Origin of the sequence: Finegoldia magna ATCC 29328 (genome assembly GCF_000010185.1) — a bacterium.
GTDB lineage: Bacteria > Bacillota > Clostridia > Tissierellales > Peptoniphilaceae > Finegoldia > Finegoldia magna_H.
The window spans coordinates 89581-114281 of the sequence record NC_010376.1 but is presented as its reverse complement, the minus strand read 5'-3'; the positions used below and the strand labels follow the sequence as shown (position 1 = coordinate 114281).

The 24701-nt window shown below is 34.4% G+C and carries 19 protein-coding genes and 1 pseudogene; 2 read left to right on the top strand and 18 right to left on the bottom strand.

What is annotated here, in order from left to right; translation table 11 throughout:
• Position 1: 1 nt before the first annotated feature.
• The 18 genes and pseudogenes from FMG_RS00455 to FMG_RS00370 form a co-directional block, all read right to left on the bottom strand.
• Entirely contained in the window at positions 2 to 565 is a 564-nt protein-coding gene (locus FMG_RS00455) for a GNAT family N-acetyltransferase (protein WP_012290169.1), read from the bottom strand.
• Positions 562 to 1899 (bottom strand): replicative DNA helicase, encoded by a 1338-nt coding sequence (gene dnaB / locus FMG_RS00450; RefSeq protein WP_002837423.1) that lies wholly within the window; start codon positions 1897 to 1899, stop codon positions 562 to 564. The genes FMG_RS00455 and dnaB overlap by 4 nt, the downstream gene beginning before the upstream one ends.
• Before the next feature lie 33 nt (positions 1900 to 1932).
• On the bottom strand, positions 1933 to 2379 hold the full coding sequence (rplI, locus tag FMG_RS00445) for a 50S ribosomal protein L9 (RefSeq protein ID WP_012290168.1): 447 nt from the start codon (positions 2377 to 2379) through the stop codon (positions 1933 to 1935).
• Entirely contained in the window at positions 2360 to 4348 is a 1989-nt protein-coding gene (locus tag FMG_RS00440; protein ID WP_012290167.1) for a DHH family phosphoesterase, read from the bottom strand. The genes rplI and FMG_RS00440 overlap by 20 nt, the downstream gene beginning before the upstream one ends.
• A complete protein-coding gene (locus tag FMG_RS00435; RefSeq protein ID WP_041250568.1) occupies positions 4335 to 5204 on the bottom strand; it encodes a DUF2232 domain-containing protein in 870 nt (289 codons plus the stop codon). Before FMG_RS00435 ends, FMG_RS00440 begins: the two co-directional genes overlap by 14 nt.
• A 100-nt stretch (positions 5205 to 5304) precedes the next feature.
• On the bottom strand, positions 5305 to 5847 hold the full coding sequence (locus FMG_RS00430; RefSeq protein ID WP_012290165.1) for a hypothetical protein: 543 nt from the start codon (positions 5845 to 5847) through the stop codon (positions 5305 to 5307).
• 82 nt (positions 5848 to 5929) lie between these two features.
• Complete coding sequence (locus tag FMG_RS00425; protein ID WP_012290164.1) at positions 5930 to 6199, bottom strand: hypothetical protein; 270 nt, start codon at positions 6197 to 6199, stop codon at positions 5930 to 5932.
• Positions 6200 to 6301: 102 nt separating this feature from the next.
• Positions 6302 to 7615, bottom strand: a complete 1314-nt coding sequence (locus FMG_RS00420) for a cell wall-binding repeat-containing protein (protein WP_012290163.1) — start codon at positions 7613 to 7615, stop codon at positions 6302 to 6304.
• A gap of 1591 nt (positions 7616 to 9206) precedes the next feature.
• Positions 9207 to 10142 (bottom strand): annotated as a pseudogene (locus tag FMG_RS09930) (cell wall-binding repeat-containing protein); the annotation flags it as partial.
• A 12-nt stretch (positions 10143 to 10154) separates the two neighbouring features.
• Complete coding sequence (locus tag FMG_RS00410) at positions 10155 to 10538, bottom strand: ATP cone domain-containing protein (protein WP_012290161.1); 384 nt, start codon at positions 10536 to 10538, stop codon at positions 10155 to 10157.
• Between the two features lie 84 nt (positions 10539 to 10622).
• Positions 10623 to 11816, bottom strand: coding sequence for an elongation factor Tu (tuf, locus tag FMG_RS00405; protein ID WP_002842030.1), 1194 nt, complete (start codon positions 11814 to 11816; stop codon positions 10623 to 10625).
• A gap of 95 nt (positions 11817 to 11911) precedes the next feature.
• Positions 11912 to 12631: a M48 family metallopeptidase gene (locus FMG_RS00400; RefSeq protein WP_041250567.1), complete on the bottom strand. Its 720-nt coding sequence runs from the start codon at positions 12629 to 12631 to the stop codon at positions 11912 to 11914.
• Positions 12612 to 15728: a type I restriction endonuclease subunit R gene (locus FMG_RS00395; protein WP_012290159.1), complete on the bottom strand. Its 3117-nt coding sequence runs from the start codon at positions 15726 to 15728 to the stop codon at positions 12612 to 12614. The genes FMG_RS00400 and FMG_RS00395 overlap by 20 nt, the downstream gene beginning before the upstream one ends.
• A 9-nt stretch (positions 15729 to 15737) precedes the next feature.
• On the bottom strand, positions 15738 to 16865 hold the full coding sequence (locus FMG_RS00390) for a restriction endonuclease subunit S (protein WP_012290158.1): 1128 nt from the start codon (positions 16863 to 16865) through the stop codon (positions 15738 to 15740).
• Positions 16858 to 17892 (bottom strand): virulence RhuM family protein, encoded by a 1035-nt coding sequence (locus FMG_RS00385; RefSeq protein ID WP_012290157.1) that lies wholly within the window; start codon positions 17890 to 17892, stop codon positions 16858 to 16860. Before FMG_RS00385 ends, FMG_RS00390 begins: the two co-directional genes overlap by 8 nt.
• Positions 17886 to 20372, bottom strand: a complete 2487-nt coding sequence (locus tag FMG_RS00380; protein WP_012290156.1) for an N-6 DNA methylase — start codon at positions 20370 to 20372, stop codon at positions 17886 to 17888. Before FMG_RS00380 ends, FMG_RS00385 begins: the two co-directional genes overlap by 7 nt.
• A gap of 242 nt (positions 20373 to 20614) precedes the next feature.
• Complete coding sequence (locus tag FMG_RS00375; protein ID WP_012290155.1) at positions 20615 to 21121, bottom strand: hypothetical protein; 507 nt, start codon at positions 21119 to 21121, stop codon at positions 20615 to 20617.
• A gap of 2 nt (positions 21122 to 21123) precedes the next feature.
• Complete coding sequence (locus FMG_RS00370) at positions 21124 to 22830, bottom strand: N-6 DNA methylase (protein ID WP_158297414.1); 1707 nt, start codon at positions 22828 to 22830, stop codon at positions 21124 to 21126.
• Between the two features lie 201 nt (positions 22831 to 23031).
• Between FMG_RS00370 and FMG_RS00365 the strand changes: the two genes are divergently transcribed.
• Both FMG_RS00365 and FMG_RS00360 read left to right on the top strand, forming a co-directional pair.
• On the top strand, positions 23032 to 23610 hold the full coding sequence (locus tag FMG_RS00365) for a TetR/AcrR family transcriptional regulator (protein WP_012290153.1): 579 nt from the start codon (positions 23032 to 23034) through the stop codon (positions 23608 to 23610).
• A complete protein-coding gene (locus FMG_RS00360) occupies positions 23597 to 24652 on the top strand; it encodes a DUF2871 domain-containing protein (RefSeq protein ID WP_012290152.1) in 1056 nt (351 codons plus the stop codon). The genes FMG_RS00365 and FMG_RS00360 overlap by 14 nt, the downstream gene beginning before the upstream one ends.
• Positions 24653 to 24701: the final 49 nt, after the last annotated feature.

The following is a 24701-nucleotide window of genomic DNA, read 5'->3' as shown; positions in this document are numbered from 1 at the left end:
ATCACCTCTTATTATCAATCGCCATCGTAGTGTTCTTCGAAAAAATTACTCCGTCTTTTACCGTGAAAAACTCATCGAAATCCTCGTCGTGCGTATCCAATCTTTGATTTTCGAACACTTCCTCGTAACTACAAAACTTCCTGAATCCACATTTTTCGTAGCATTTTATCGCTCTTATATTGAAATTATTCACATTCAAAAAAATCCTGTCCAGCCCGTAAACATTAAATGCAATGTTAATCAAAGCTTTAATGGATTCTTCGCCATATGATTTGTCCATTTCATTTGGATCCAAAACAATACCCAAAAACGCCGTTTTCGTGAACTTGTCGTATTGTTTCAGCCCCACATATCCCACCAATTTTCGGGATTTATCCCTAATCGCAAAATATTTTTGCGTTTTCATTTCTCTTTTTTGGCGATACCACATTTTTATTTCAAAATCGTCCAAATCGGACAAGTTGTAATCGATAAGTCGTTCGTCTGTGTGTTTTCCCCATTGTTCGATTTCAAATGCATCGTTCAATGTCAAACCTTCCAGCGTTAACCTCTCAGTAGTTATCATTTATCAAACGCTCCTACATCGGGCATTTGCTTGTCCAAATCCATAAACTTCGTGTGTTCCTTGTCGAATAAAGTATCTACAGTTCCCGTTGGACCGTTTCTGTGTTTTGCGACGATAATTTCTGCGATATTCGGCTTGTCAGTTTCTGGATCGTAATAATCATCACGATACAACATCAACACAACATCCGCATCTTGTTCGATCGCCCCAGATTCACGAAGGTCACTCATGACTGGTCTGTGGTTCGGTCTTTGATCAGGCGCACGCGACAATTGGCTCAATGCAAGAATCGGACAATTTAATTCTTTCGCCAAGCCTTTGAGTCCTCTCGAAATCGTGGAGATTTCTTGTTGTCTGTTCTCATTTCTGGAATTTGTCGTCATAAGTTGCAAATAATCTATAATAACCAAATCCAATTCGCCACGTGCTTTTAATTTTCTGCATTTGGAACGTAACTCGTTAAGTGAAATCGACGAAGTATCATCGACAAACATATTGCTTTCTGCTAATAGCTGTGCCGCTTGTCCCAAATTTGTCCACTCAGTAACTCTACCAGACACAAGTTCCGACAAGTTAATGTTACTAAGAGCAGACAATAATCTTTGAGTCAATTGCATCTTACTCATTTCAAGAGAAAAAATTGCAACGTGATGTTTGACACTCGCCTTGTATGCAATATTAAGCGCAAGTGATGTTTTTCCCATCGCGGGACGCGCTGCAAGTAAAATCAAATCCGAGTTTTGTAGCCCCGAAAGTTGTCTATCCAAATCAATCAAGCCAGTCGTAACACCAGTTAATTGTCCTTGGCTCATACTCATTTCGCCAATTCGTGCAAGAGTTGGCTCCAACATTTCTTGGATTTTAACCAAATCTTGGTGGTTTCTGTTCTGACTGATTTTGAAAATATTGCTCTCAGCGTATTCCAAAACCTCTCCAACGGAATTGTTGGCAATGGACATATCAATCACATCTTGTGATACGCGCATCAAATTTCTGATAATCGCCTTGCTTTTGACAATTTCTGAGTAGTATTTTACATTTACAGCACTTCCCACAGCTTCTGAAATGCTTATAAGTTCATCAATTCCACCGATAATTTCGTACATATTATTGGATTTTAATTGGTCTTCCAACGTAATGTAATCCACAGGCTTTTTCTCGTCAATTACTTGCAAAATCGCCTTGTAGATTTCTTGGTATTTCGTAGAATAAAAATCCACCGGCTCCACGATTTCCGCCGCATCATCCACAGCTCTCTCGTCAATTATCATCGCACCGATTATGCTTCTTTCAGCTTCCAAATCGCACGGCATAATATTTTGTTGATTCTCCATTACCTCACCGCCTTTCTTACGTGTATTTTAAAATTATTCCTTGTCTACAATTACTTCCAAATTAGCGTTAATATCTGGATATACTTTTACCACAACATTAAATGTTCCCAAAGATTTGATGTTGTCTTTCATTTCGATTTTTTTCTTGTCAACATCCAAACCGTGTTGTTCCTTCAATGCTTTTTCTATATCCATAGAAGTGATTGAACCGAAAAGTCTGTCGCCTTCTCCAGTCTTTGCGATAATCTTAACTTTAGTGTTTTCGATTTTTTCTTTTAATTCATTAGCTTTTTTTATGTTTTCTCTTTCAATCGCTCTTAATTCTGCTTGTTTTTCTTCCCAAATTTTGATATTTTCTTTTGTTGCTTGTACTGCTAATTTATTTGGTAGTAGGAAATTTCTCGCAAAACCAGTCTTTGCATTAACCATTTCGCCAGCTTTTCCCAACTTATCTACATCACTAGTCAATATAACTTTCATCCGTATCCTCCTTGATATATTCATCAATTGCTTGTTTTATCTTTTCTTCTGCTTCATCCATGCTGCAATCAAGTTGCGCACCTGCACTTGTAAGATGACCGCCGCCTCCGACTTTTTCCAAAATCAATTGCACGGAAATTTTACCCAAACTTCTCGCACTAACATGGATTTTATCTTTTAATTTCGCCAACACGAAAGAAGCTTCCACTCCCAAAATGTTGAGCAAATCATCTGCTGATTGTGCCGCAACCAAAATGGATTCGTCAACTTCTTCTTCCAATCTTCCGATGGCGATGTTGTTTCTATACATTTTCGATGAAGCAATAACATCTGATTTGAGCTTGATAGTTCTCTCATCGTCTTTGAAAAGTTGTTTAACCCTGACACTGTCTGCGCCTTGTCTTTTCAAAATAGATGCCGCTTCAAAAGTTCTAACACCTGTTTGATAGAAGAAATTCTTCGTATCCACAGTAATTCCTGCAAGTAATGCCTCTGCTACAATCTTTGGTATCTCGAGTTTTTCTGTCATGTAGAACAAAACTTCCGTCACCATTTCAGATGCGCTAGATGCGTAAGGTTCCAAATAAGTCAACGAAGTATCCTTGATATAATCGGAACTTCTTCTGTGGTGATCGATAACCACGATATTTTTCGTAATATCCATGATTTCTTGGCACTCAACAGAATTTCTTCTGTGATTGTCGCAAATAATCACCAAACTATTGCTGTTGCAATTTTCCTTCGCAAATGCATTCTTCACAAAATATTTCTTGTAATCTGGTTTTTCTTCCAAAACCGCATTGTAAATATTTTCGATTTGAGGGCCAACCTCATTCAAAACAATGTAACATTCCTTGCTATTAATCTTGCACGCTTCCAACATTCCCAAACAAGACCCAATTGAATCCATGTCTGGATTTTTGTGACCCATGATAAATACATTCGAGCTTTGTTCGATAAGCTTCTTCAACGCGTGCGACACAACCCTCGCCTTAACCTTGTTACGTTTTTCGACAGCCTTGTTCTTGCCGCCGAAATATTTAAGCTCTCCAGTGTCAACCACAGCCTGATCTCCACCACGGCCAAGTGCAACATCAAGGCACGACCTTGATTTGTCGTGAATTTCGTAAGGATTATCTCCAACAATCGAAGCCCCAATACTCAAAGTAACAGGAACATTATTCGTGTTTTTGATATCCTTAATCATATCCAATACCGAGAATTTTTGCTGCATAATATTTTCAAGCTCGTGTTTCTCAATGACCATCACGAACTTGTCTGATTCGTACTTTCTAATATACGCATTGTGTTCTCTCGCAAAATCTTGCAAAATCTTGTCAACTTCCGAGAACACCCTCGTTCTTTCTTCTTCTTTGATGCTGTTACGTGCCTCGTCGTAATTGTCGATGAAAATATCGACAAGTCCCAGTCTTTTTTCATCCAACAAAGTCACAACATCCATGAAAGCAGTGTTGTCAACGCCGTAAAGCAACGTCAAATCCTTGTCTTCACTATCTTTTATAGTAACAGGATAAAATCTGTAATATTTCCCGTCAACTTGCGTTTCGTAATAATCCAAATTATTCTCATCATCATTCACAGTTTTTAAATCGAGAATATTTTCGATTTCATTGTTGAAAATCTCAACCTCATCGTCACACAAATCCTTAAAATACGTATTAAACCAACTGATTTTATTCTTATCATTGAGAATCAAAAGTGGAAAAGGAACCTTGAATACAGCATTTTTCGTAATATCTGTAAACTCGTTATTAAGATTAATAATCTTGTCCTCAACCTTTTGGTTCTTTTTGTTGATGTAAGTGTATTGATTCATAATCATAAAAGCCGAAGCGATAAAAGCCAAGGTTCCTATGATATTTTGAAAATAAAACAAAATCGCAGAAAGTATCACCAACAAAACTGCTTGTACAATCAAATGTTTCAGTGAATATTTAAGCTCTTGCATTGTTTTCCTTCTTTCTCAAATCCTTGAAGCTGTTCACAGCTCCCAAGACTGCCAAAATATAAATAAATGGTTGAATTGCAACTGAAACTAGCACAGTCAACACCTTGAAAGGCTTCGACAATGATTTCAAATACGAAAACATCAGTGCAATTCCGCCCAATAAGTACGTATAAATACCGAATATCGACAAATTATACAACAAATAATTTCCCAAATCCCTATTCACAAAATAAGTTACTCCAGAAATCAACACCAAGCCCACAACTACACTTGTGAATATCTTGTCTATTCTGAAATCGTGAAACTTGTGCTCTTTTGATTTTTGTGGAATGTAAACATTCAACACACTTGTGTAAAAAGCAACAATTCCCAAAATTGCATACACAGCTCTTACAATAAGCTTAGTTGATTGTTCAAACATAGTTTTCACAGACATCATCAATTCATCGTCCATCTTCACAGAACTCAAAACCTTCATGAAATCATTCAACTTGTGGCTAATCACATCTGCAATCGACATGTCCGCATTAAATTTCAAAAGCAAATTCGTCAACACGACGAACGCACAAATCCCAACAAAACTAATCGCGATAGCTTGTGTGTCATCGAATCCCGAACTTAAAAGATTCAAAATCGAATAAAACACCAAAATCGTGAATAATCCAATAGGAATCGCAATCATAGGGCTTGACACAACCATGCTCAACACGAAAAATATACCGAAAGATATCAGAGCGAGCCTGTTATCTTTTTCTAATCCTAACTTAATAAAATAAGAAGGCAACACAATAAATCCAAATGGAAATACAAACAAACTCACGACATAAATCAACAGAGCTCTCAATGAAATTTTCATCAAAGATCTATAATCAATCGTATTAATAATCCCACCTCCGTTATCTTCTTATTATATCATAAAACATCGTATAAATTTATATTCACACGATGGCGACAAATCACGAAACTATCCTAATCTTAGCAGAAATAGAACATTTCTCGCCGCTTTTCAAACCAAACTTTGTGTGATTAGATTTCGTATTCAAATTAGAAAAATAATACGAAGATTTTCCGTCAACAAAACTGCTCGTGGATTCTAATTTGTATCCAGAAATTTCACTCATAATATTTGTGCTTTCCACATTGTTTTTCCAGCCAATCACAACCGCTGGATTCATCTTAATCGTACAATCAGAATCGTTAACCACATTTACATTCACATTCACAAAATCTTGTGTAAATTGATACACAACAAAACTTTCGATCCCCTCACGCACCAACCTCAACACGCACATATCCTCGGATTTACTCACAACATCGTATTCTTCATTTACGAAAAGCCCATCTGTTGGATAGCGAAAAGTCTTGTCCACACCGTAATTTGGAATGCAGATTTTCAAATCATCAATCGCATCCGCACCATTTATCCTGAAATATTCTATACCAGCACCAACGCTGTTGATGCAAATCTCCATATTTTTAATCGCATAAAAAATTCTCATGTAATCACCTCGTTTAATATATACCCAAATGAGGTTGATTATTGCAATAAAAAATAGAGCGTCTGCCCTATTTTAATTTTCATTATTTAATTAGCAAATTTCCCACAATCATAAGCAGTGGAAATGATAAAAGAAGCAAAAAGTTAAGCAAAGCTCTCGCAACACTTTTTTCAATCAAAGCTAGCACAATTCCAATTATCCCCAAAATCGGACAAATATATATCGTCACAAAACCTATCGGTCTCAAGTTTCCCAAGAAACCAAACTCAAAATCCTTCAAGATGAATGCAACCACAAGACACACCACACCAATGATAAGTGTCCACAAGCTTTTGTTTTTCGTTTTGTTCATAAACTCCTCCTATACTTAACATTATTATACCCTATCCAAGATTTTTCAAAAAATCGCACCAAAAAAAGAGTGCAGGAAAACCTGCACCCCTGTAGCTAAATTTTATGAAGCTATTTCAACTTTTACAGCCACGCCGTTTTTCACAGTAACCACCAAACCAAGTCCTGTGTTCTTGCACAATTTATAGTAATTCAAAAACTCAGTTCTGTTAAAATAACTTGGTGTTGCAAGACCGCTCACTGCTCTGAAAACTGTCTTGTCTGTAATCTTGAAAGAATGATTTACGCTGTGACCAATGCTGTCTCCACCGAAGAATGAATCGATCTTCTTGTAATACAACATATATCCCGATACAACCAATTGATCGCCTTCGATTCTCACATTATACGCTTGATTACTAGCGTCTGCTTCTGATTTTGATAATTTTTTACTAATCAAACTAGAATAATATTGACCAGTTTTTGTGTGCAAATTCTTATCTTCTTTCTTTACAACAGGTTTTTTTCTAGTCAAAATATCATTCACAACAGTCTTTTCCCCACCAACTATGAACACATTCTTGCCATTTAAATATTTCTTGGCGTTTTCTGTCAAGCTATTTGATTGTGTCAATATGATTGGTGCGTTGTGTTTTTTGGTTAAGCTTACTGCTGACAAGCTATCTGCGAATACTTGTCCACTTGCAAGGATTGCGTTGTTGTTCTTGTCAAATGATAGCTTTGCGATTTCGAGTGCTGTTTCGTATCTGTCTTTTCCGGAAACTCTTTTTCCTGTGAATCCTTTTAGTGGTAGTTGGTTTTTACCACCGATTGCGATTTCTTGTAAATTAGATTGTGGATATGTTACTCCGTCACTTAGTACCATTACTGATTTGTGGTTTACAAAAAATCCTGTCGCTGCTAGTGCGTCTGGGAAGTTTTTCCCACTTGCTATCAACAAATATTCTGGGTTGATGATTTCTTTCGTTTTTTCCATGACTTTTTGGGATGTTGAGTATCTGTCTTGTCCTTCAAGTCTTGTTACGTCAATCTTTTCTGATTTTAAGTTTTTGTCAATTCCAGTTTTGCTGATTGCATTGTCTCCACCTACAACAAAAACTTTCTTCGCTTTCAAACGATTGATTTCGTTTTTTGTTTGTGAGTCAAGTTTATCTTGTGATGACAATAAAAGTGGTGCATCTAGTGCTGATGCAAGTTGACCTGCTGACAATGCATCTGCGAAGTTGAATCCACTTGCAAGTACAACATTTTCTGATGTAGTGTATGCTGATTTGGATATTTCTACAGATGTTGCGATTCTATCCTTACCGGATATTCTTGTAATTTGTTGATTATCAGCATTTGATACACCCGCTGGCACAATCATCGCCGCAACCAACGCCGCTACAGTCAACTTTTTCAATTGATTTTTTAACATATTTCTCCTCCATAAATTCATTATTATGATATTTCTAATAAAACAACGGAATTTCTCCCATTATTTTGCCTTCAATACTATTATACCCAATTTGAGATTTTTCAGATAAATTCGTTCAATAAAAAAGAGTGCAGATTCCTCTGCACCCCTTGTGTTATTTTAGTTTTTCGTAAGTTTGCTTGTCTTTTTGAATTTCTTTTTCCCAGCGAGCTATGTCATCTTCAGTTATTTTAATTAATTCTCTAATTCTATGAGTTTCATAGTCTTCATGGTTCTTTAAGTCTTCCATCTCTTTTTCTCTTTCTTTCTTGTCTGACTCAACCCTCTTAATCCAATTTTCTGCATCTTCTTTATCGTGTAATAAATAATATTCATCGGTTACTCTCTTGTATTTATCAAAATTCCAATCATGTTTCTCATGTTTCGATTTCGGTTTTTCACTTACTTCATCACTTTCTGCATTAAGACAGAATGTATTATAGGAGCTATTTTTTGATGTATTTCTTGCAATAGCTATAAAATTATCATCGCTATATAAAAGTTCTACAAGAATACCAATAACAGATTCTTTTCCATGTATCCTTTTATATTCTTTTCTAGCTAGATCTTTCGCGATATATTCTGGATAGTTATAATACTTTCCCTCTATTTTTTTTAATTCATCCAGTACTGCTTTTCCATCATTATACCAATATTCTATAGGATTTTTCTCTCCCGAATATAAATCTTCAGTAATGCTAAATGTATTTTTATTTGAAGAATAAACATTTCTGTTACAGCTTACCATGGCTTTTGCCATAATGGTTAAATTTGTATCAACATCGTGATAATTAAAATCTCTTTTAACCTTGTTAAGTTGATTGTATAAATCAAAACTAGCCAATAAATTCTCATAGCTTGTAGCATCTCCAGATGTTTTCTTAACATCACCTTTTTTATAATATTCATTAAGTATTGACAATGCTTTATCAGCATCTTGCTTATATTCTGGATATTTTTCTCCAGCCCATTTGAAAAATGCGAACGCACCTTCCTTAAGTCTGTAATCTAATAATGAAATATTCTTATTAACTTCTTCTAATTTCTTTATAGCATCAGCCTTCTCTGATTTATATCTCTCTTCGTATTGTTCTGTTTCCTCTTGCATTTTTTTTAGCTTAAGTTCTTGTTTTTTTATATAATTTGGGTTTTCTTTGTATTTTTTTAATTCATCATTATATTGTACTATTTTTTTCTTTGCATTAGCTATTGTTTTTTCGCCACCATCAATCGAATCCTTTAATCGTCTTTTTGTTATAACTCTATTTATCTCTTTTTCCAAGTCGATATTTTGGTTAGATTGTTTCTTATCCAATATTTTTTCAATTTCTTTTTCCAAGTCGACTGATTGACCGATTTGTTTTCCTGATAGAGCTTTTTCGACTTCTTGTTTGATAATCAAATTTTGATAAGCTTGGTTTTTGGCTAAGATTCTTTCGATTTCTTTTTCCAAATTGATATTGTCATTATTTTTCTTTTTAGCTAATACTTTTTCTATTTCTTCTTCAAGGTTAAATGAAGCTATTTTCGCTCTTTCTTCTGCTGTGATATTCGTCATTATTTTGTTCACAACAGTTTTTTCCCCACCAACTATGAACACATTCTTGCCATTCAAATATTTCTTGGCGTTTTCTGTCAAGCTATTTGATTGTGTCAATATGATTGGTGCGTTGTGTTTTTTCGTCAAGCTTACTGCTGACAAGCTATCTGCGAAAACTTGACCGCTTGCAAGGATTGCGTTGTTGTTCTTGTCAAATGAAAGTTTTGCGATTTCAAGTGCTGTTTCATATCTGTCTTTTCCGGAAACTCTTTTTCCTTTGAAGCCTTTTAGTGGTAGTTGGTTTTTCCCACCGATTGCGATTTCTTGTAGGTTTGATTGTGGATATGTTAATCCATCGCTTAAAACCATTACTGATTTGTGGTTTACAAAAAATCCTGTCGCTGCTAGTGCGTCTGGGAAGTTCTTGCCACTTGCTATCAACAAATATTCTGGGTTGATGATTTCTTTTGTTTTTTCCATGACTTTTTGGGATGTTGAGTATCTGTCTTGTCCTTCAAGTCTTGTTACGTCAATCTTTTCTGATTTTAATGTTGTGTCAATTCCAGTTTTGCTGATTGCATTATCTCCACCTACAACAAAAACTTTCTTCGCTTTCAAACGTTCGATTTCGTTTTTTGTTTGTGAGTCAAGTTTATCTTGTGATGACAATAAAAGTGGTGCGTCTAGTGCTGATGCAAGTTGTCCTGCTGATAATGCATCTGCAAAGTTGAATCCACTTGCAAGTACGACATTTTCTGATGTAGTATATGCTGATTTGGATATTTCTACAGACGTTGTGATTCTATCTTTGCCTGATATTCTTGTAGTCTGTTGTGATTTTTCTTTTTGTTGCGTGTTTTGTTTATCGGCATTTACAACTCCAATTGGTAGTATCATGGAAAGTGCAAGCGTCGATGCCAAGACTTTTTTCAATAATTTCGTGTTCATTTTTGCCTCTTGTTAAATATTTTTGTATGCTTCTAGCACTTTTCCGTAGCCTTCTTCTTTTAAAGCTTCTTCGACATATCCTCTGATTTCTGTTGTTGGATATACATTTCTCTTGATAGATTTCATTTTCTTCAACACATCTTCAACGATAATGTTCACATCGGAAGCATTCATCTTCGCTCCAGAAGAATCGGATGTTTGGGCTATTGAATGGAAGATTTTTTCCTTGTCAAAGCTTTCAACGCTGCCAAGTTTTTTAAGCACCCATTCTCCTTCTTCTCCAAACATTTCATCAAGCACATTGATTTTTGCATCTTCAATAATATTTGCAACTTTATTTGGGTCGATATCGTTATCCTTGAAATAGTCAAACAATATTTTTGTTAAATCGTTCATAAAATCCTCCTTGTAAATCAAGTATAAAACAAGAGCATCCATTAAAAACGGATGCTCAGCTTGTCAAATTAATCTAGTTAAATATTATGCGATAATTTTAGAAACAACGCCTGCTCCTACTGTTCTACCGCCTTCTCTGATGGCAAATCTTAGTCCTTCTTCGATTGCGATTGGAGTGATCAATTCGATGATGAATTTTGCGTTATCTCCTGGCATTACCATTTCTACGCCTTCTTCTAGTTCGATGTTTCCTGTTACATCTGTTGTTCTGAAGTAGAATTGTGGTCTGTATCCTGAGAAGAATGGTGTGTGTCTTCCACCTTCGTCTTTTGTTAATACGTATACTTCTGCTTCAAATTTTGTGTGTGGGTGTATTGTTCCAGGTGCTGCTAGTACTTGTCCTCTTTCGATTTCTTCTCTTTGTACACCTCTTAGTAATGCTCCGATGTTGTCTCCTGCTTCTGCTTCGTCAAGTTGTTTTCTGAACATTTCTACACCTGTTACTACTACTGTTCTTTTTTCTGTTGTAAGTCCTACGATTTCTACGTTGTCACCAACTTTTACTTTTCCTCTTTCTACTCTACCTGTAGCTACTGTTCCACGTCCTGTGATTGTGAAGATGTCTTCTACTGGCATTAGGAATGGGTGGTCAACGTCTCTTACTGGAGCTGGGATCCATTCGTCTACTTCTTCCATCAATTTCATGATTTTGTCTCCCCATTCTCCGTCTGGATCTTCTAGTGCTTTTAATGCTGATCCTACTACGATTGGTGTGTCGTCTCCTTCGTATTCATATTCGTTTAATAGTTCACGTACTTCCATTTCTACTAATTCGATTAGTTCTGGGTCGTCAACTTGGTCTTCTTTGTTTAAGAATACTGCGATTTTTGGTACGCCTACTTGTCTTGCTAACAAGATGTGTTCTCTTGTTTGTGGCATTGGACCGTCTGCTGCACTTACTACTAGGATTGCTCCGTCCATTTGTGCTGCTCCTGTGATCATGTTTTTAACGTAGTCAGCGTGGCCTGGACAGTCTACGTGTGCGTAGTGTCTTTTTTCTGTTTCGTATTCTACGTGAGAAGTGTTGATTGTGATTCCTCTTTCTCTTTCTTCTGGTGCTTTGTCGATGTTAGCGTAGTCAACGAATTCTCCTGAGCCCATTCTCTTGTTTAATACAAGTGTGATTGCTGCTGTTAATGTTGTCTTACCGTGGTCAACGTGACCTATTGTACCAATGTTAACATGTGGTTTTGTTCTTTCAAATTTAGCTTTACTCATTTATGCCTCCCGAAAATTTTTAGTTATTTTTATTATATCACAAACGTTAACAAATTACATTTTTTGGGGGAAATTTAAGAAATTAAAACCTATTTCTATTCTACATAATCGAGTGGTTGTTCCGATAATATTTTTCGTGCTACTTTCCACTCAGGATAATATTCTCCAAGTAACTCATAAAATCTATTCGTGTGATTTCTTTCTAATAAATGGACCAATTCATGAGTTACGACATATTCCAAACATTCGATAGGTTTTTTTGCTAACTGGAGATTAATCCAAACCCTCTTCTTGTTAATATTACAAGTCCCCCACTTAGTCTTCATGTTTTTTACTCTATATTCATTTGCTATCAGTCCAGTGTTTTTCTCGCACTTTTTTGAAACAATTTTTAAAACTCTTTTGAGCTCATTCCTGTACCATTCATTAATTATTGACTCTCTTTTTTTAACATCCGAACCTTCTCGTACTCTTAGAATAATTTTTTTCGGAGTAACCACAACCTCAGGCTTTTTATTCTCATAAACTACCTCTAAAATATATGTCTTCCCCCATAAATAACACGATTCTCCAGACACATATTCGCGTTTAGATAGTCGTGGTTGATTTCGAAATTTTTCTTTAACATTTTTTATTTTGGTCATATTCTTTAATACGAAATATTTGATTTCTTCATCTGTGCACTTTAAAGGAACACTTACCTTCACATCTCCATCAGGCGGAAATATTCTTATATACAAATTTTTCAAATTGCTTTTTTTGTGAATTTCTACACCTAATCCATCAATTATTTCATTATATTTCACGATACTCATCCTGACTTTTTACTATATCAAAAATTTTTTCCGTCAAATCATCGGCTAAGTTTTCATCTTTTCCATGTTCGCACAACACATCATATATAGAGCCTTTTATTTTGTTTTGTTTTTGTCTATTGGTCATCCAATCTGGTTGTATCGAAGTTTTTATTGCACTATCTAATTTATACGCAAGATCTCCGCCCTCATCTCCTAAATAATCATAAATAGCTCTCTTCGCTTCGCTATCCTTTATATAATCAGGATAATTATCGCTGTCTTCTGGATGAATTATATTCTGCGCTATTTTAGTTACTTCTTTAAGATAATTTTCATAACTTATAACGCCAATTTTTCTTTGCTCAATAACTTCTTCCAACATTTCCGATAATTTCCCATAATATACTTCATTAGAAGACTTTCTTTTGACGATTTCATAAGTTAAATTGTTTTCGATAATCTCAGATTTTGCATTATCATCTCCAGGAAGGCCATCTACAATTTGGTCAATTGGAGATTTCGTGTCACTACTTAGCAATAACTCTACCAACGACATATTTTCCAATTCACTAATAATAGTGCTGTCCTCAGCCATCACATAAGTATCCAAAATATATCTCATATCTGATTCATAAGGTTTCAAATCTATATAATCGTAGCTAGCAAGTTTTATCATTTCTTTAATCTTGTTGTAATTTGTTATTTCATTTCTTAATTTATTAACTTCCTTATCGTTATATCCGAAATCTGAAACCAACTTATCACAACAATTTGCAAAAGCTCTCGTGTATGACGATGAAATTGAATAAAACACTTCTCTTCTACCCAAATAAGTCTCATCATCTTCCTTGTCTCCACAGAAATACTCAATAATTTTGGAATCCTCTGATTTATCCTCTATGTTTGAAAACAAATCATTAAGAGAAGCCCTCGCTCCTACCATTTCTGCCTTTGCTTCCTCGTAACGACCCTTAATAAGTCCATCCACATCCTCAGCTGCGTAATCTTCAAACGCTCCACTCGTATAATCAGTGATTGCAAGCTGAACATTCTTGAACAAGTCCTTGTAATCAACAATATAACCGTAATCTTTGTCTTCACCATCTGGTCTGTTTACTCTACAAATAGCTTGGAACAAATCATGATCTCTCATGGATTTATCAATATACAAATACGTCGCACTTGGAGCATCAAAACCTGTCAACAGCTTGTCCACAACAATTAAAAGTTTCATATTCGCAGGCTCTTCCTTGAACTTTTTCTTTACTTCACTTTCATAATCAGAAGTAGACCTACCAGCTAACATTCTTTCGTAGATTTCTTTTTTGTATTCGCTTTCACTTTGTTCGTTCAAATCAGACGTGGCCGTTCTTACGCTCGCTGCATTCGGTTCGTATGAAGTCACCACCGCACACTTCTTAAATCCATTCGATTGAAATATCTCCCAATACTTGCAAGCTTGAAGAATATCACCAGCGACAAGCATGGCCGTTCCTCGATCACAAGACAACCTAGGCTTCGTTTCCATATCAAAAATAATATCAGCCGCAATTTTTTCCAATCTTTGTCTTGATGAATACAGCTTGTTCAACGATGCCCATGATGATTTAAGCTTATTTTTTGCATAATCAGTCAGACCCTTCGTCTTTGTTTCAAACCAAACATCAACCCTTGATTGATTAGTCAGATTTTGATCCACATCCCTTGCTTCATATCTTAAATCAAGTACAACTCCATCTTCTACACCCTCGTCAAACTTGTAAGTGTGGATGAATTCCCCAAACACTTCACGACTAGTTTGCTTGTCCTTTTTTAAAAGAGGAGTTCCCGTAAAACCAATAATAGTAGCATTAGGCATCAAAGTTCTCACAGCCTTGTGAAGCTTACCAGAATTTGTTCTGTGACACTCATCAATAAAAGCCACAATATTTCCCTTGGCCTCATAATCACTACCCAAACTTTTTTCCAATTCCTTGACATATAAATCAACATCAGATTGATTACCAGCATTATGTCCGTATTTATGAATAAGAGAACAAATAATTGACTCATCATATGTGTTTAATAAATCTCTTAAATGTTTACCTGACCTTGCCCTTGCTATACTAATATCTACATCGGAGAATAATCCTTCAATCTGATCGTCTAACTCATCTCTATCGGTAATAATTACAACACGACTGTCTTCTATGTTTTCTATAATCCATTTTGTTAGCCACACCATAATAAGAGACTTGCCGGATCCTTGCGTATTCCAAATAATTCCGCCTTCTTTTCTTTTAATAAAATCCCTAGCCGCAATATTTGCAAAATATTGGTTGTGACGAGCAAGTTTCTTTATACCTGCATCAAAAATAACAAAATCATAAATCAACGATAGAAATCTTTCTTTTTGACAAATAGATATTATTCCATCTCTTAATTTATTAGGTTCGTCACCTTGTAGTTCTTTTATTTTATTACTCAACGCATCCTTTGCATTATCGTCTTCCTTCCATTGTAGATAATATTTTTCAGCCGTACATATAGTTCCGTATTTCAAACCTTCGGCTTCATTACCCGCAAAAGTAAATTGGACAGTATTAAAAAACGTTGCTATGTTTTCATCTTTTTGATTAGTAAGATTCTGTCTGATACCTTCTCCAATACTTACTGAGGAACGTTTAAGTTCAAATACGCCCAAGGCTATCCCATTAACATAAATAACAACATCAGGACGTTTATGCCTTTTATTATCTAAACATAAAACACTTACCTCTTCTGCCACAGCAAAATCATTGTTTTCGATATTATCCCAATCAATCAAATCAACAGTAACTCTGTTTTTGTTTTCATCTTGTAATCCCTGTGCACCGTATCTAAGAAGTGAATAAAAAGCTTTATTATTTTGATAAAGACCTGACGTTTGATTATAAGCTACCTTTCTTACTTCATTTAAGGCAAGTTTGATTAATCGAGATGAATATCCTCTTTTTTCTAGATTTCTTTCAAATTCATATTCTCTTATGGATTTATTATCGTAATTTTTAAGATTTCCGATATATCTATATCCCAAATCCTCTTTCATAACTTCGAGGACTCGCTCTTGTAATTTTATCTCCTTATCTACACTCATACTTACCTCCTAGATAAGCCTAACTCTACCAGTTAGTAAATCATCCATAGCTCCTGCTTTTATTTTCTCAATCTTTGCTTTTTCTTTTTCTAAGTTTTCTATTTCTTCATCCATTGATGTTAGAATAGATGCGATGGCTTGTTGTTCTTTTATGTCAGTTGGTAAATTTATTTCAGTTTCTAAAATAATATTATTATACAATCTTTTTATTGTTGTCCCTTCAGTAATCTTCCAAGGAAATGTTCTTAAGTAGAAATATAAAAATGATTTATCTACTATATTAAGATTAGTTTTTAACCAAACAATGTTAGAATCTTGATAATATGAATTTTCTCCATTGTAAACAACTATCTTTCCTATAGAACCAGAAGCTGATATCAAACTATCTCCCTTGCTTGGATATGGATATAAATGTTTGTATTGATTGAAAAGTTCTTCACTTATATATGCATCCGCTTTTTTACCAAATGTACCAATTTTAAAGAACGGGATTTTCCCATTCTTTACTGTTTGATAAGAAAAAACCCTTTTGCACATATTGATTTTAAATATATCTCCAAGTAATAATTTCTCCCACTCACCATCAAATCCGTCAAGCCTTGTCTTTCCTGTCATCAAATCTTCAACCGCACCATCACGAATCATTTTTTTCTTTTCAATAAGTTTTTCAAGGTTTTCAATGTGCCTATCAAATGTCATTAGAGTTTCAGCGATGGATTTTTGTTCTTCAATATTTCTGCTATATATTATTTCTAATTTTTTAATATCTTTAGGATGAACATGAGGCTGAGCTCCTCCAGTTTGCAATTTATAGATATTTTCTTGTTCTTTGGCCATTAAATAATAGATATATTCTATGCAATAACTGCGATCTTCTTCAATAGTTGAGCAATCCGACGCAAATATTTGACCATAAAATAAGTTTACATAACCAGCATTTGCTCCAGATGCACTAACTGTAATAGTAGTCCCTTCTCGATTATATCTATTGCAATAATATGCAGGTGATTTACCACCAGCAATTACAGGAATTTTTCCATTAGCAATTTCTTTTTTTGTAATTAAGTCACCCTTTTTTATTTGAATGGGTATGTCCACAAGTTTTACCTCTTCCCAATCCTTTGGATAATCACTCATCTTTCTCACCGCCTTCAAGTCTATTCTTTTTAATAAACTTATCAAAATCAGAATTAATCAATTGATTTTTGTTGAATATCATGTACTCACCAATGGCTTTTTCTCGTGCTTTTTTTGCGCTGATGTGACCATTTCCCGATAAAATCTTGTATCTTCTAAAATTCAAGAAATCATTTAATGATGATGAGAAATCTTCCATTCCCAAAAGCACCTCATCTTCTATCAAATCTTCTACGTAATCAAAATATCCTGTAACAAGTCTTTCCAGTTTTCTGATTTCTTTTTCTGATAGATAGTTCTTGGCTACTGTTACATCGGTTTTTAAAATTCTACCGTCTGGTGAATTCTTCCACGTTGTCAGTCCCATATTGTTTTTCGTTGAATCACTTTTTTCGTAGATAATTTCAGCTGCTGTTTTTCCTGTAATTGCATAGTGAAATTTGTTTTGTACCATTGCGTAGAAATTTCTCGTAATTTCAGAATTTTTGTCGTAATCAAAGCTGCATTCAGCAAATATATCTGTTATTTGTTGCCAAATCCTACGTTCACTTGCTCTGATTGAACGTACTCTTTCTAGAAGTTCCCTGAAATAATCTGTACCGAAGGTGCTTTTTCCTTGAGATAGCATTTCGTCATTCAGTACGAATCCTTTTCTAATATATTCTTTGAGTACATTGGTAGCCCATATTCTAAAGTTGGTAGCTTGTCTCGAATTGACACGGTAACCTACAGAAATAATGGCATCCAAGTTATAGAATTTGGTTTTCTTTTCTTGTGTTTTTCCCTCAATTGCTCCATGTTTAGTGGTTATTTCCAAAATGGAAACAACCACATTTTCATCCAATTCTCCTTCTTTAAATATATTTGATAGGTGCTTGGAGATGGCAGGAACCCCAACTCCAAAAAGCTCCGACATTGCTTTTTGTGTTAGCCAAATGGTTTCATCTTTTACGACAACTTGAATTTTGGCTTCTGACAATTCGTTTTTGTAGAGCAAGAACTCTATTTTTTCAGGATAATCTACCATGAATATCCCATCCTTTCCAATGCATTTCTTACATCATTTCGTGAGTTTTCGGCCTTTTCTTCAAGTTGTGACAATGTTGTTTCGTAGCGTTTAGATATTTCTACAAGCTTAGCTGCAATATTATTTATTTCGCTATCTACAGCATCTTTTATATCATTATTGATTCTCGCCATCCATTTCTTGTCAACTAACAAGTTTTTTATTTCTTTTTCCGTTAGTTTACTGTATTGTTCTTCAATTCTTTCATCGAGTGATTTTGTTTTTGATTTTAGTTCTTTATTTTGTGAATCTTTTCTCTTTAATAAGTTTTGATATGAAATGAGTAGCTCATATTCTTCCTTGTCCTTGATTTTGTCGATTTGTTTGATTCTATCATTTAAGCTTTTCTTGGTGATATTTCCCTTATCATTGATTGCATCATTGATAAGTCCATCTTCTCCTGAATTTTCTTCGAATATTTCATTCATTTTCTCATCTATTTCTGAAATTGTTGAGTTTATGGCTGATATTTCTTCTAGTTCATCATTGAAGTATTCTGTTTCTATAATTTCTTTAGGAATTAAAAGTCCATCAAATGATTTGAATTTCTTTTTATCTTCTATTTCTATTTCGATTCCTTGTTCGTCTTTTATTTTTTTCTTGCCATATTTCCTATCTATTTCAGCACCTGCTTCATATCCCGATGCTTTTATTAGGTATACATCATCTTGCATTTTTTCATTCCAATAGTTCAATAGAAAATCATACGCATCATAATTGTCTAATAGTTTGGATTTTTCGTAGGCTTTTAATATCGAAAATCCTAGTTCTCTTATTAATTTTTTGGGAATTATTGTACTGTCAATATTTTCCAATATGGTTTCTGATTGTTGTTTCCAAGTATTGAATATGTCTATTGTTTCTTCTTGTATTACTTTTTTGATTTTTTCGTCTTCAAATATTAGATCTTCTATGCTGTCTGGCTCTACTTTCAAGTCGTATACATTTGCGTTTTCTCTTTCTTCAAAAATTTTATTTCTTAATTCACTGGATATATTCCACAATCTTTCCATCGAGTCGATGTCTTTTTCTGGTATTCCGCCATTTAGATGTGAGTTGATGTTTTGAGGTAAATTTTTGTTGATTTTGCTAATATATCTTGGAACATTTAGGTTCGCATTATTGTCTTCTATGATTTCTTTGTAAGCGATAAATCGTGAATATCCTTTAATCTCAGTTTTATTAGTAAAAACTTGTACGATTTTTTCGATGTCTTGTTCTCTGAGTCTGTTCTTATCGCCGTCTTTTTTGAATCCGTCACTTGCATCTATCATAAACAATCCTTCTCTTTTATCAGCATTTTCTTTGTCGATAATTATTATACAAGCTGGTATTCCTGTTCCGTAGAACAAGTTTGAAGGAAGTCCTACAATTCCTTTAATGTATTTTCTCTTCAATATTTCTTTTCTTATGGTTTCTTCTGCATTTCCTCTAAACAAAACTCCGTGAGGAAGAATTATTCCAGCTTTTCCATTTTCGTTTAATGCTTTTAAAACGTGCAGAAACCATGCATAATCTCCGTTTTTTTCTGGAGGTATGCCGTATCCATCAAATCTATGATATGTGTCTTCATCTGCTTTGATTCCATCTGACCAATCCTTGTCTGAAAAAGGTGGATTCATAACTATAAAATCGAATTTTCGCAATTCTCCAAAATCATCAGTATAATACGGAGCTGATAATGTATTGTCGCTATGAACTTCTCCAGTTCCTTTGTTGTGTAGAATAAAATTCATCTTGGCAAGACCTGCCGTGTCTGAATATTTTTCTTGTCCGTATATAGTTACAATAGAGTCGCCGTTACTATCGACAGGTGCTTCATCTGCTGCTCTTATTAATAAACTTCCGCTTCCTGCGGCTGGATCGTGTAACGTCCATTTCTTATTTGGTGAATTTTCAATATCTCCAATACCAATAAGTCTGGAAATCACTCTCGAAACTTCACTTGGCGTATAGAACTGTCCTTTGCTTTTTCCAGATTCCTGTGCAAATTTCATCATGAAATACTCATAAGCATCTCCGATAATATCATCGCCACTTGCTCTGTTTTTCTTGAAATCTATGGCAGGATTTTGGAAAATCGCAATTAATCCTGATACTTTGTCAACTAATTCTTTTCCTTTTCCTAATTCTTCAGGGTTGTTAAACGAAACATCTGGAAGCGCACCTTTTAGGTTATTTATTTCTAGAAATTTTTGAATTATTTTGTCTACACGTTCGCCTACGTCTGGCTTTCCCTTTGCCATTATAATATCATCAAAGGAAGCTCCTTCTCCTATTTCAAATTCACCGTATCTTTGTCCTTTGTATTTATCTGTAACGTATTTGAAAAACAAAAGTAGTAGAACATAATCCTTGTATCTTGACGGTTCCACTCCACCTCTGAGTTTATTTGCTGCATCCCATAAAAGGGAGTATAATTCTGATTTTTTTACTGCCATTGTATTTTTAACTCCTTGATTGTTTTTATTCTTGCAATAGTTTTTTGATGTAATACCTGCAAATTCTTGTAGTTCTGTCTTTTTAATTTTATTATCTATCAGTTTTTCAACAACTTATTATATGAAAATTCCATGTTTAACTTTACATTCAATATGGCTTATTGTAAATGTTTTCTTTATTATAGCATATTAAAGATACGTTTCAGTTTGGTTAAAATTTAAAAATACGTTACTAACAAAGATTACCCTTGTGCTAAATATCCTGATTCAACTTCTTTTTCAATTGCGCTTTTGAATGATGTTTTGGTGATTTTTAAATTGTCTAATATTATAGTCTTGGCTATGTTTCTATTGTTTGTAAGCCACTCAATGACGCTGCTATTGTCTCCCATTCCTTTCGCACTGTGAGGTACAGGTCCCACCATTATTAATCTATAGTTGTTGTTATATTCAAGATTTTTAAAATTGTAGTTTGTGACTTCATCATATGGAACATGCTCAAATCTGTCTTTGCTTATTCCATATGATTTTAAACATCCGTTTATTTCTTTAGTTTTAATTTTAGAATCTCCGAACATTATAATGTTTCCGTTTTTCTGTGTATCATAAAAGTAAGGAGCTGTTTGCGGAATTAGGTTAATTAAGCCGTATTTTTCAAGAAGCATGCAGAATTGTTCGTCTGTTTGATCTTTTATGAGTTCACTCGTAATTCTAGATATAGCTTCGGCGATTATAGGATTTCTATCCAATTCTAAATCACCTCACTTACAAGTTCACTTACATCTTCTTCAAGTTTTATTTTCTGTATTCTGATAATTTCTTTTTTATCTAAAATCATTTTATATTTTTGGGACAATTCTTTCTCTTTTTCTTTTGACACTTTTGGAATTTTTAATTCTCCAAGCTGATTAATGCTCATGAATTGGATTGATTTGCCTGTGTTTAGGGATTCGATCTGGCTGAGGCAATGATCACTTGCAAGATACATTTGCAAATAATACGGGTCAATTTTTTGTTCGTCACAATTTAAAATGTAGAGTGTACCGTTGACAAGAATCCTGTAATTTCCAGAATTTCTGATTAAAAGTGAGTTGTAACTTCCCCCTCTTGAAAAGATTATATCGCCGTCTTTTACACAATATGTTTCTTCTTTATCTTCAATTTCAGTCAAGCTTGTTAAATCTGCGATGTTGAAGTTGTCATCAATGTCCCCAGCGGCTATGATTTTATTATTGGTATTTTCTCTGGATATTCTCTTATATAAATCGGATTTCTTTAAATTAGCATATCCACGTTTGATTTTAGTAATATCTTTTAGATACACATAGTTTTTCAAGTCTATTTCTTCATTAGTGTATCTTCTTGGGATAAAACTATAGTTGTTGTCTTCAAATTCTTCTGGTGATACTTCTTTTGAAATTGTAGATTCATTTTTATAAGCGTCGAAGATTACTTCTACATCATCTTTTGTAATTTTATTAACCATTTTATCGCTATGATAGATTTCACTAGCATCGACCATTTTTACTTTTTTGTTGTTTTTTGATATCAATAAAATATTAGTTGATATGCCTATTCCCGTGAATAATCTAGGTGCAAGTTCAATGACGCTTTCAATATATCCATTATCTATTAAATATTTTCTGATTTTTTCGTCTCGTTCTTTGAACAAAATACCAGAATGAACTATAAATATGGCTTTTTCGAATTTTGTATTGGATATTATTTTTAATATATCGGTCCATTCATTTTTCGTGTTGAAATCATTCTTTTTATATAATTCAATTAGGTTTTTATCATTCACTCTTTTGTCAAAATCACGATACAACATTCCCATTGGTGGCATGCTAAAAACTTTATTGTATTCTAATGTAGATAAGTCCGTGTTGAAGTAATCTTCTTGTCTTATAGATGCTCTATTTTGGTGACCTATAATAGGAAGTTTCAATTGAGAAGTTAATATATAACTTGTGTTAATTTCAATTGCTGAAATATCGCATTCTGGATGATTAATTAGAAAATCTATCATAAATTCTCCAGCTTGAGAATTTGGTTGAAATAATTTATCTCCTTTTTTTATATCGAGTAATTTATATGATAATTCAGAAATTCCTGTTGGAATTGAAAATCCAGGTATCATATGGATGCTTCTTATATTATCTAGATTATAAAAGTTCAATATAATTGATTTTATTTGATTTGGACTTAGTTTTTCTCTAACTTCTTCAACAAAGTCATGGTACTCGTTGTCTATTCTATAAAATAATATTTTTATTGATTTATTATTACCTAATTTTTCATTTAATAATTTATCGTCGTAAAAAGCACGTGCAAAGATATAAAAGGCATCTAGTGGTTTATCGATAATACCTCTCCAATTGCTCATCATTTCCCATAATACTTTTTTTCCTTCTTCATCAAACCATTTTTTTAATTCTAAATATTCTTTTTTTTGCAATGTCATTAACTCCTTTTTATTTCTTCTACGGTTATTGTAAACCACGCGATTTGTTTTGTCAACGGTTTTCACTAACCATTTTGTTTGGTATAAAAAATCCAAATTGAAAATCTATATTTTTACAATTTTTCTTGACGAATGACACTGTGTCATTTATAATTTAATTATGACAAGGTGTCATTTTATTTGAGGAGTGATTATATGCCAAAACAAACTTTTTATAATTTAAGTGAAGATAAAAGAAATTTGATTGATGAGGTTTTGAAGGATGAGTTCTCCACGAAGCCTTACAAGGATTGTAATGTGAAAAATATTGTGGAGAGGCTTTCTATTGCGCGCGGGAGTTTCTACCAATATTTTGATGATTTGATGGATAGTTATTTTTACATTTTGGATAAGGAAACGAAGGATGTGCATTTGCTTTTCAGGTCTGTGTTGAAGAAGAACAACAATGATGTGTCCGTGGCATTGGATGCTTTTGGAGATGAGGTGTGCGATGTGATTTTTGAGGATGGCGAGTATAATTTGTACAAGTTTAGGTATTTGTATTGGAATAGCGAATTGGAAGATGGCTGGAGGGCTACGAAAAACGAGTATTACGATATTTTCTACGATAATTCTGATTGTATGAAACAAGAGCTTGTGTATTTTATGAAGGCGATTGTTCACAGTTTGATTGAGAGAAATTTCAAGGAAGAATGGTCGAGGGATGTTTTCATCGAAAAATACAGGCTTCATATTAATTGGTTGAAGAAGGGAGTAGGACATGAAGATTGTTGAGAGTTTATTTGATGTGTGTTATTTAATGATTGTGGTGGCTTTTGGTGTGAGGTTGTTGTTGGAGAAGAAAAACGGCGCAAAATTATTCGGTATTATGGCGATGGTGCTTGGTCTTGGCGATGGGTTCCATTTGATTCCGAGGGTGATTTCGCATTTGAGTCCCGGAGGGTTCGAGGCGCACGCGGCTGTTTTGTCGTGGGGTCAATTTGTGACGAGTATTACGATGACGATTTTCTACGTGCTTTATTATCATTATTATAGGATGCAAAGTAACGATACGGACAATGTGAAAAAATGGTTGATTTACGGCTTGGCGATTTCAAGGATTGGTCTTGTGTTGTTGCCACAAAATAATTGGGGAACGGCGGACGGAAATTATATGTTTGGCATTTACAGGAATATTCCTTTCTTGATTATGGGAATTTTGCTTGTGGTTTGGTCGTACAAGAAGAAGGAAATCCTCGCGTTCAAACACATGTGGATTTTGATTTCGTTGTCGTTTTTGTTCTACGTTCCTGTTGTGTTGTTCAGCAAGACTGTCCCTGCGATTGGCGCTTTGATGATGCCAAAAACCGTGGCGTATTTGTTGATTGTGTGGATGGGTTTCAAATATTTCGTTACTGATTTCGGGGCAAATAATTTGTTCGCAAATTCAATTACGATTTTAATTATTGGGTTTATCGGTGGCGTGTTCTATCGTGAATTTACGAAATTTTACGCATTTACCGATGCAACTCATCTCGGCAAAGTTCACGTTCACACTTTGGTTTTGGGATTTGTCGTTAGTTTGTTGATGTATTTGTTGGCAAAAGATATGAAAGATGTGAAATCTTTGAAGAAACCTTATGAAATTTATCTGACAGGTCTTGTGTTCACAATCGCAAATATGGTTGTGATTGGAATTTACGAGGTCGTTCGTGAGGGATTGGATGTGATTGTGCGTGCGGCAATCGATGGTACTTCTGGCATCGGCCACATTGTCCTAGCAGTTGGAATTGTGTGGATGTTTGTGAGGGCATATAATTTGAAAATATCAGAATGATTTGTGAGAGTAGCTTGCGGGCTACTCTTTTTGTGTGATGTGAGGTTTT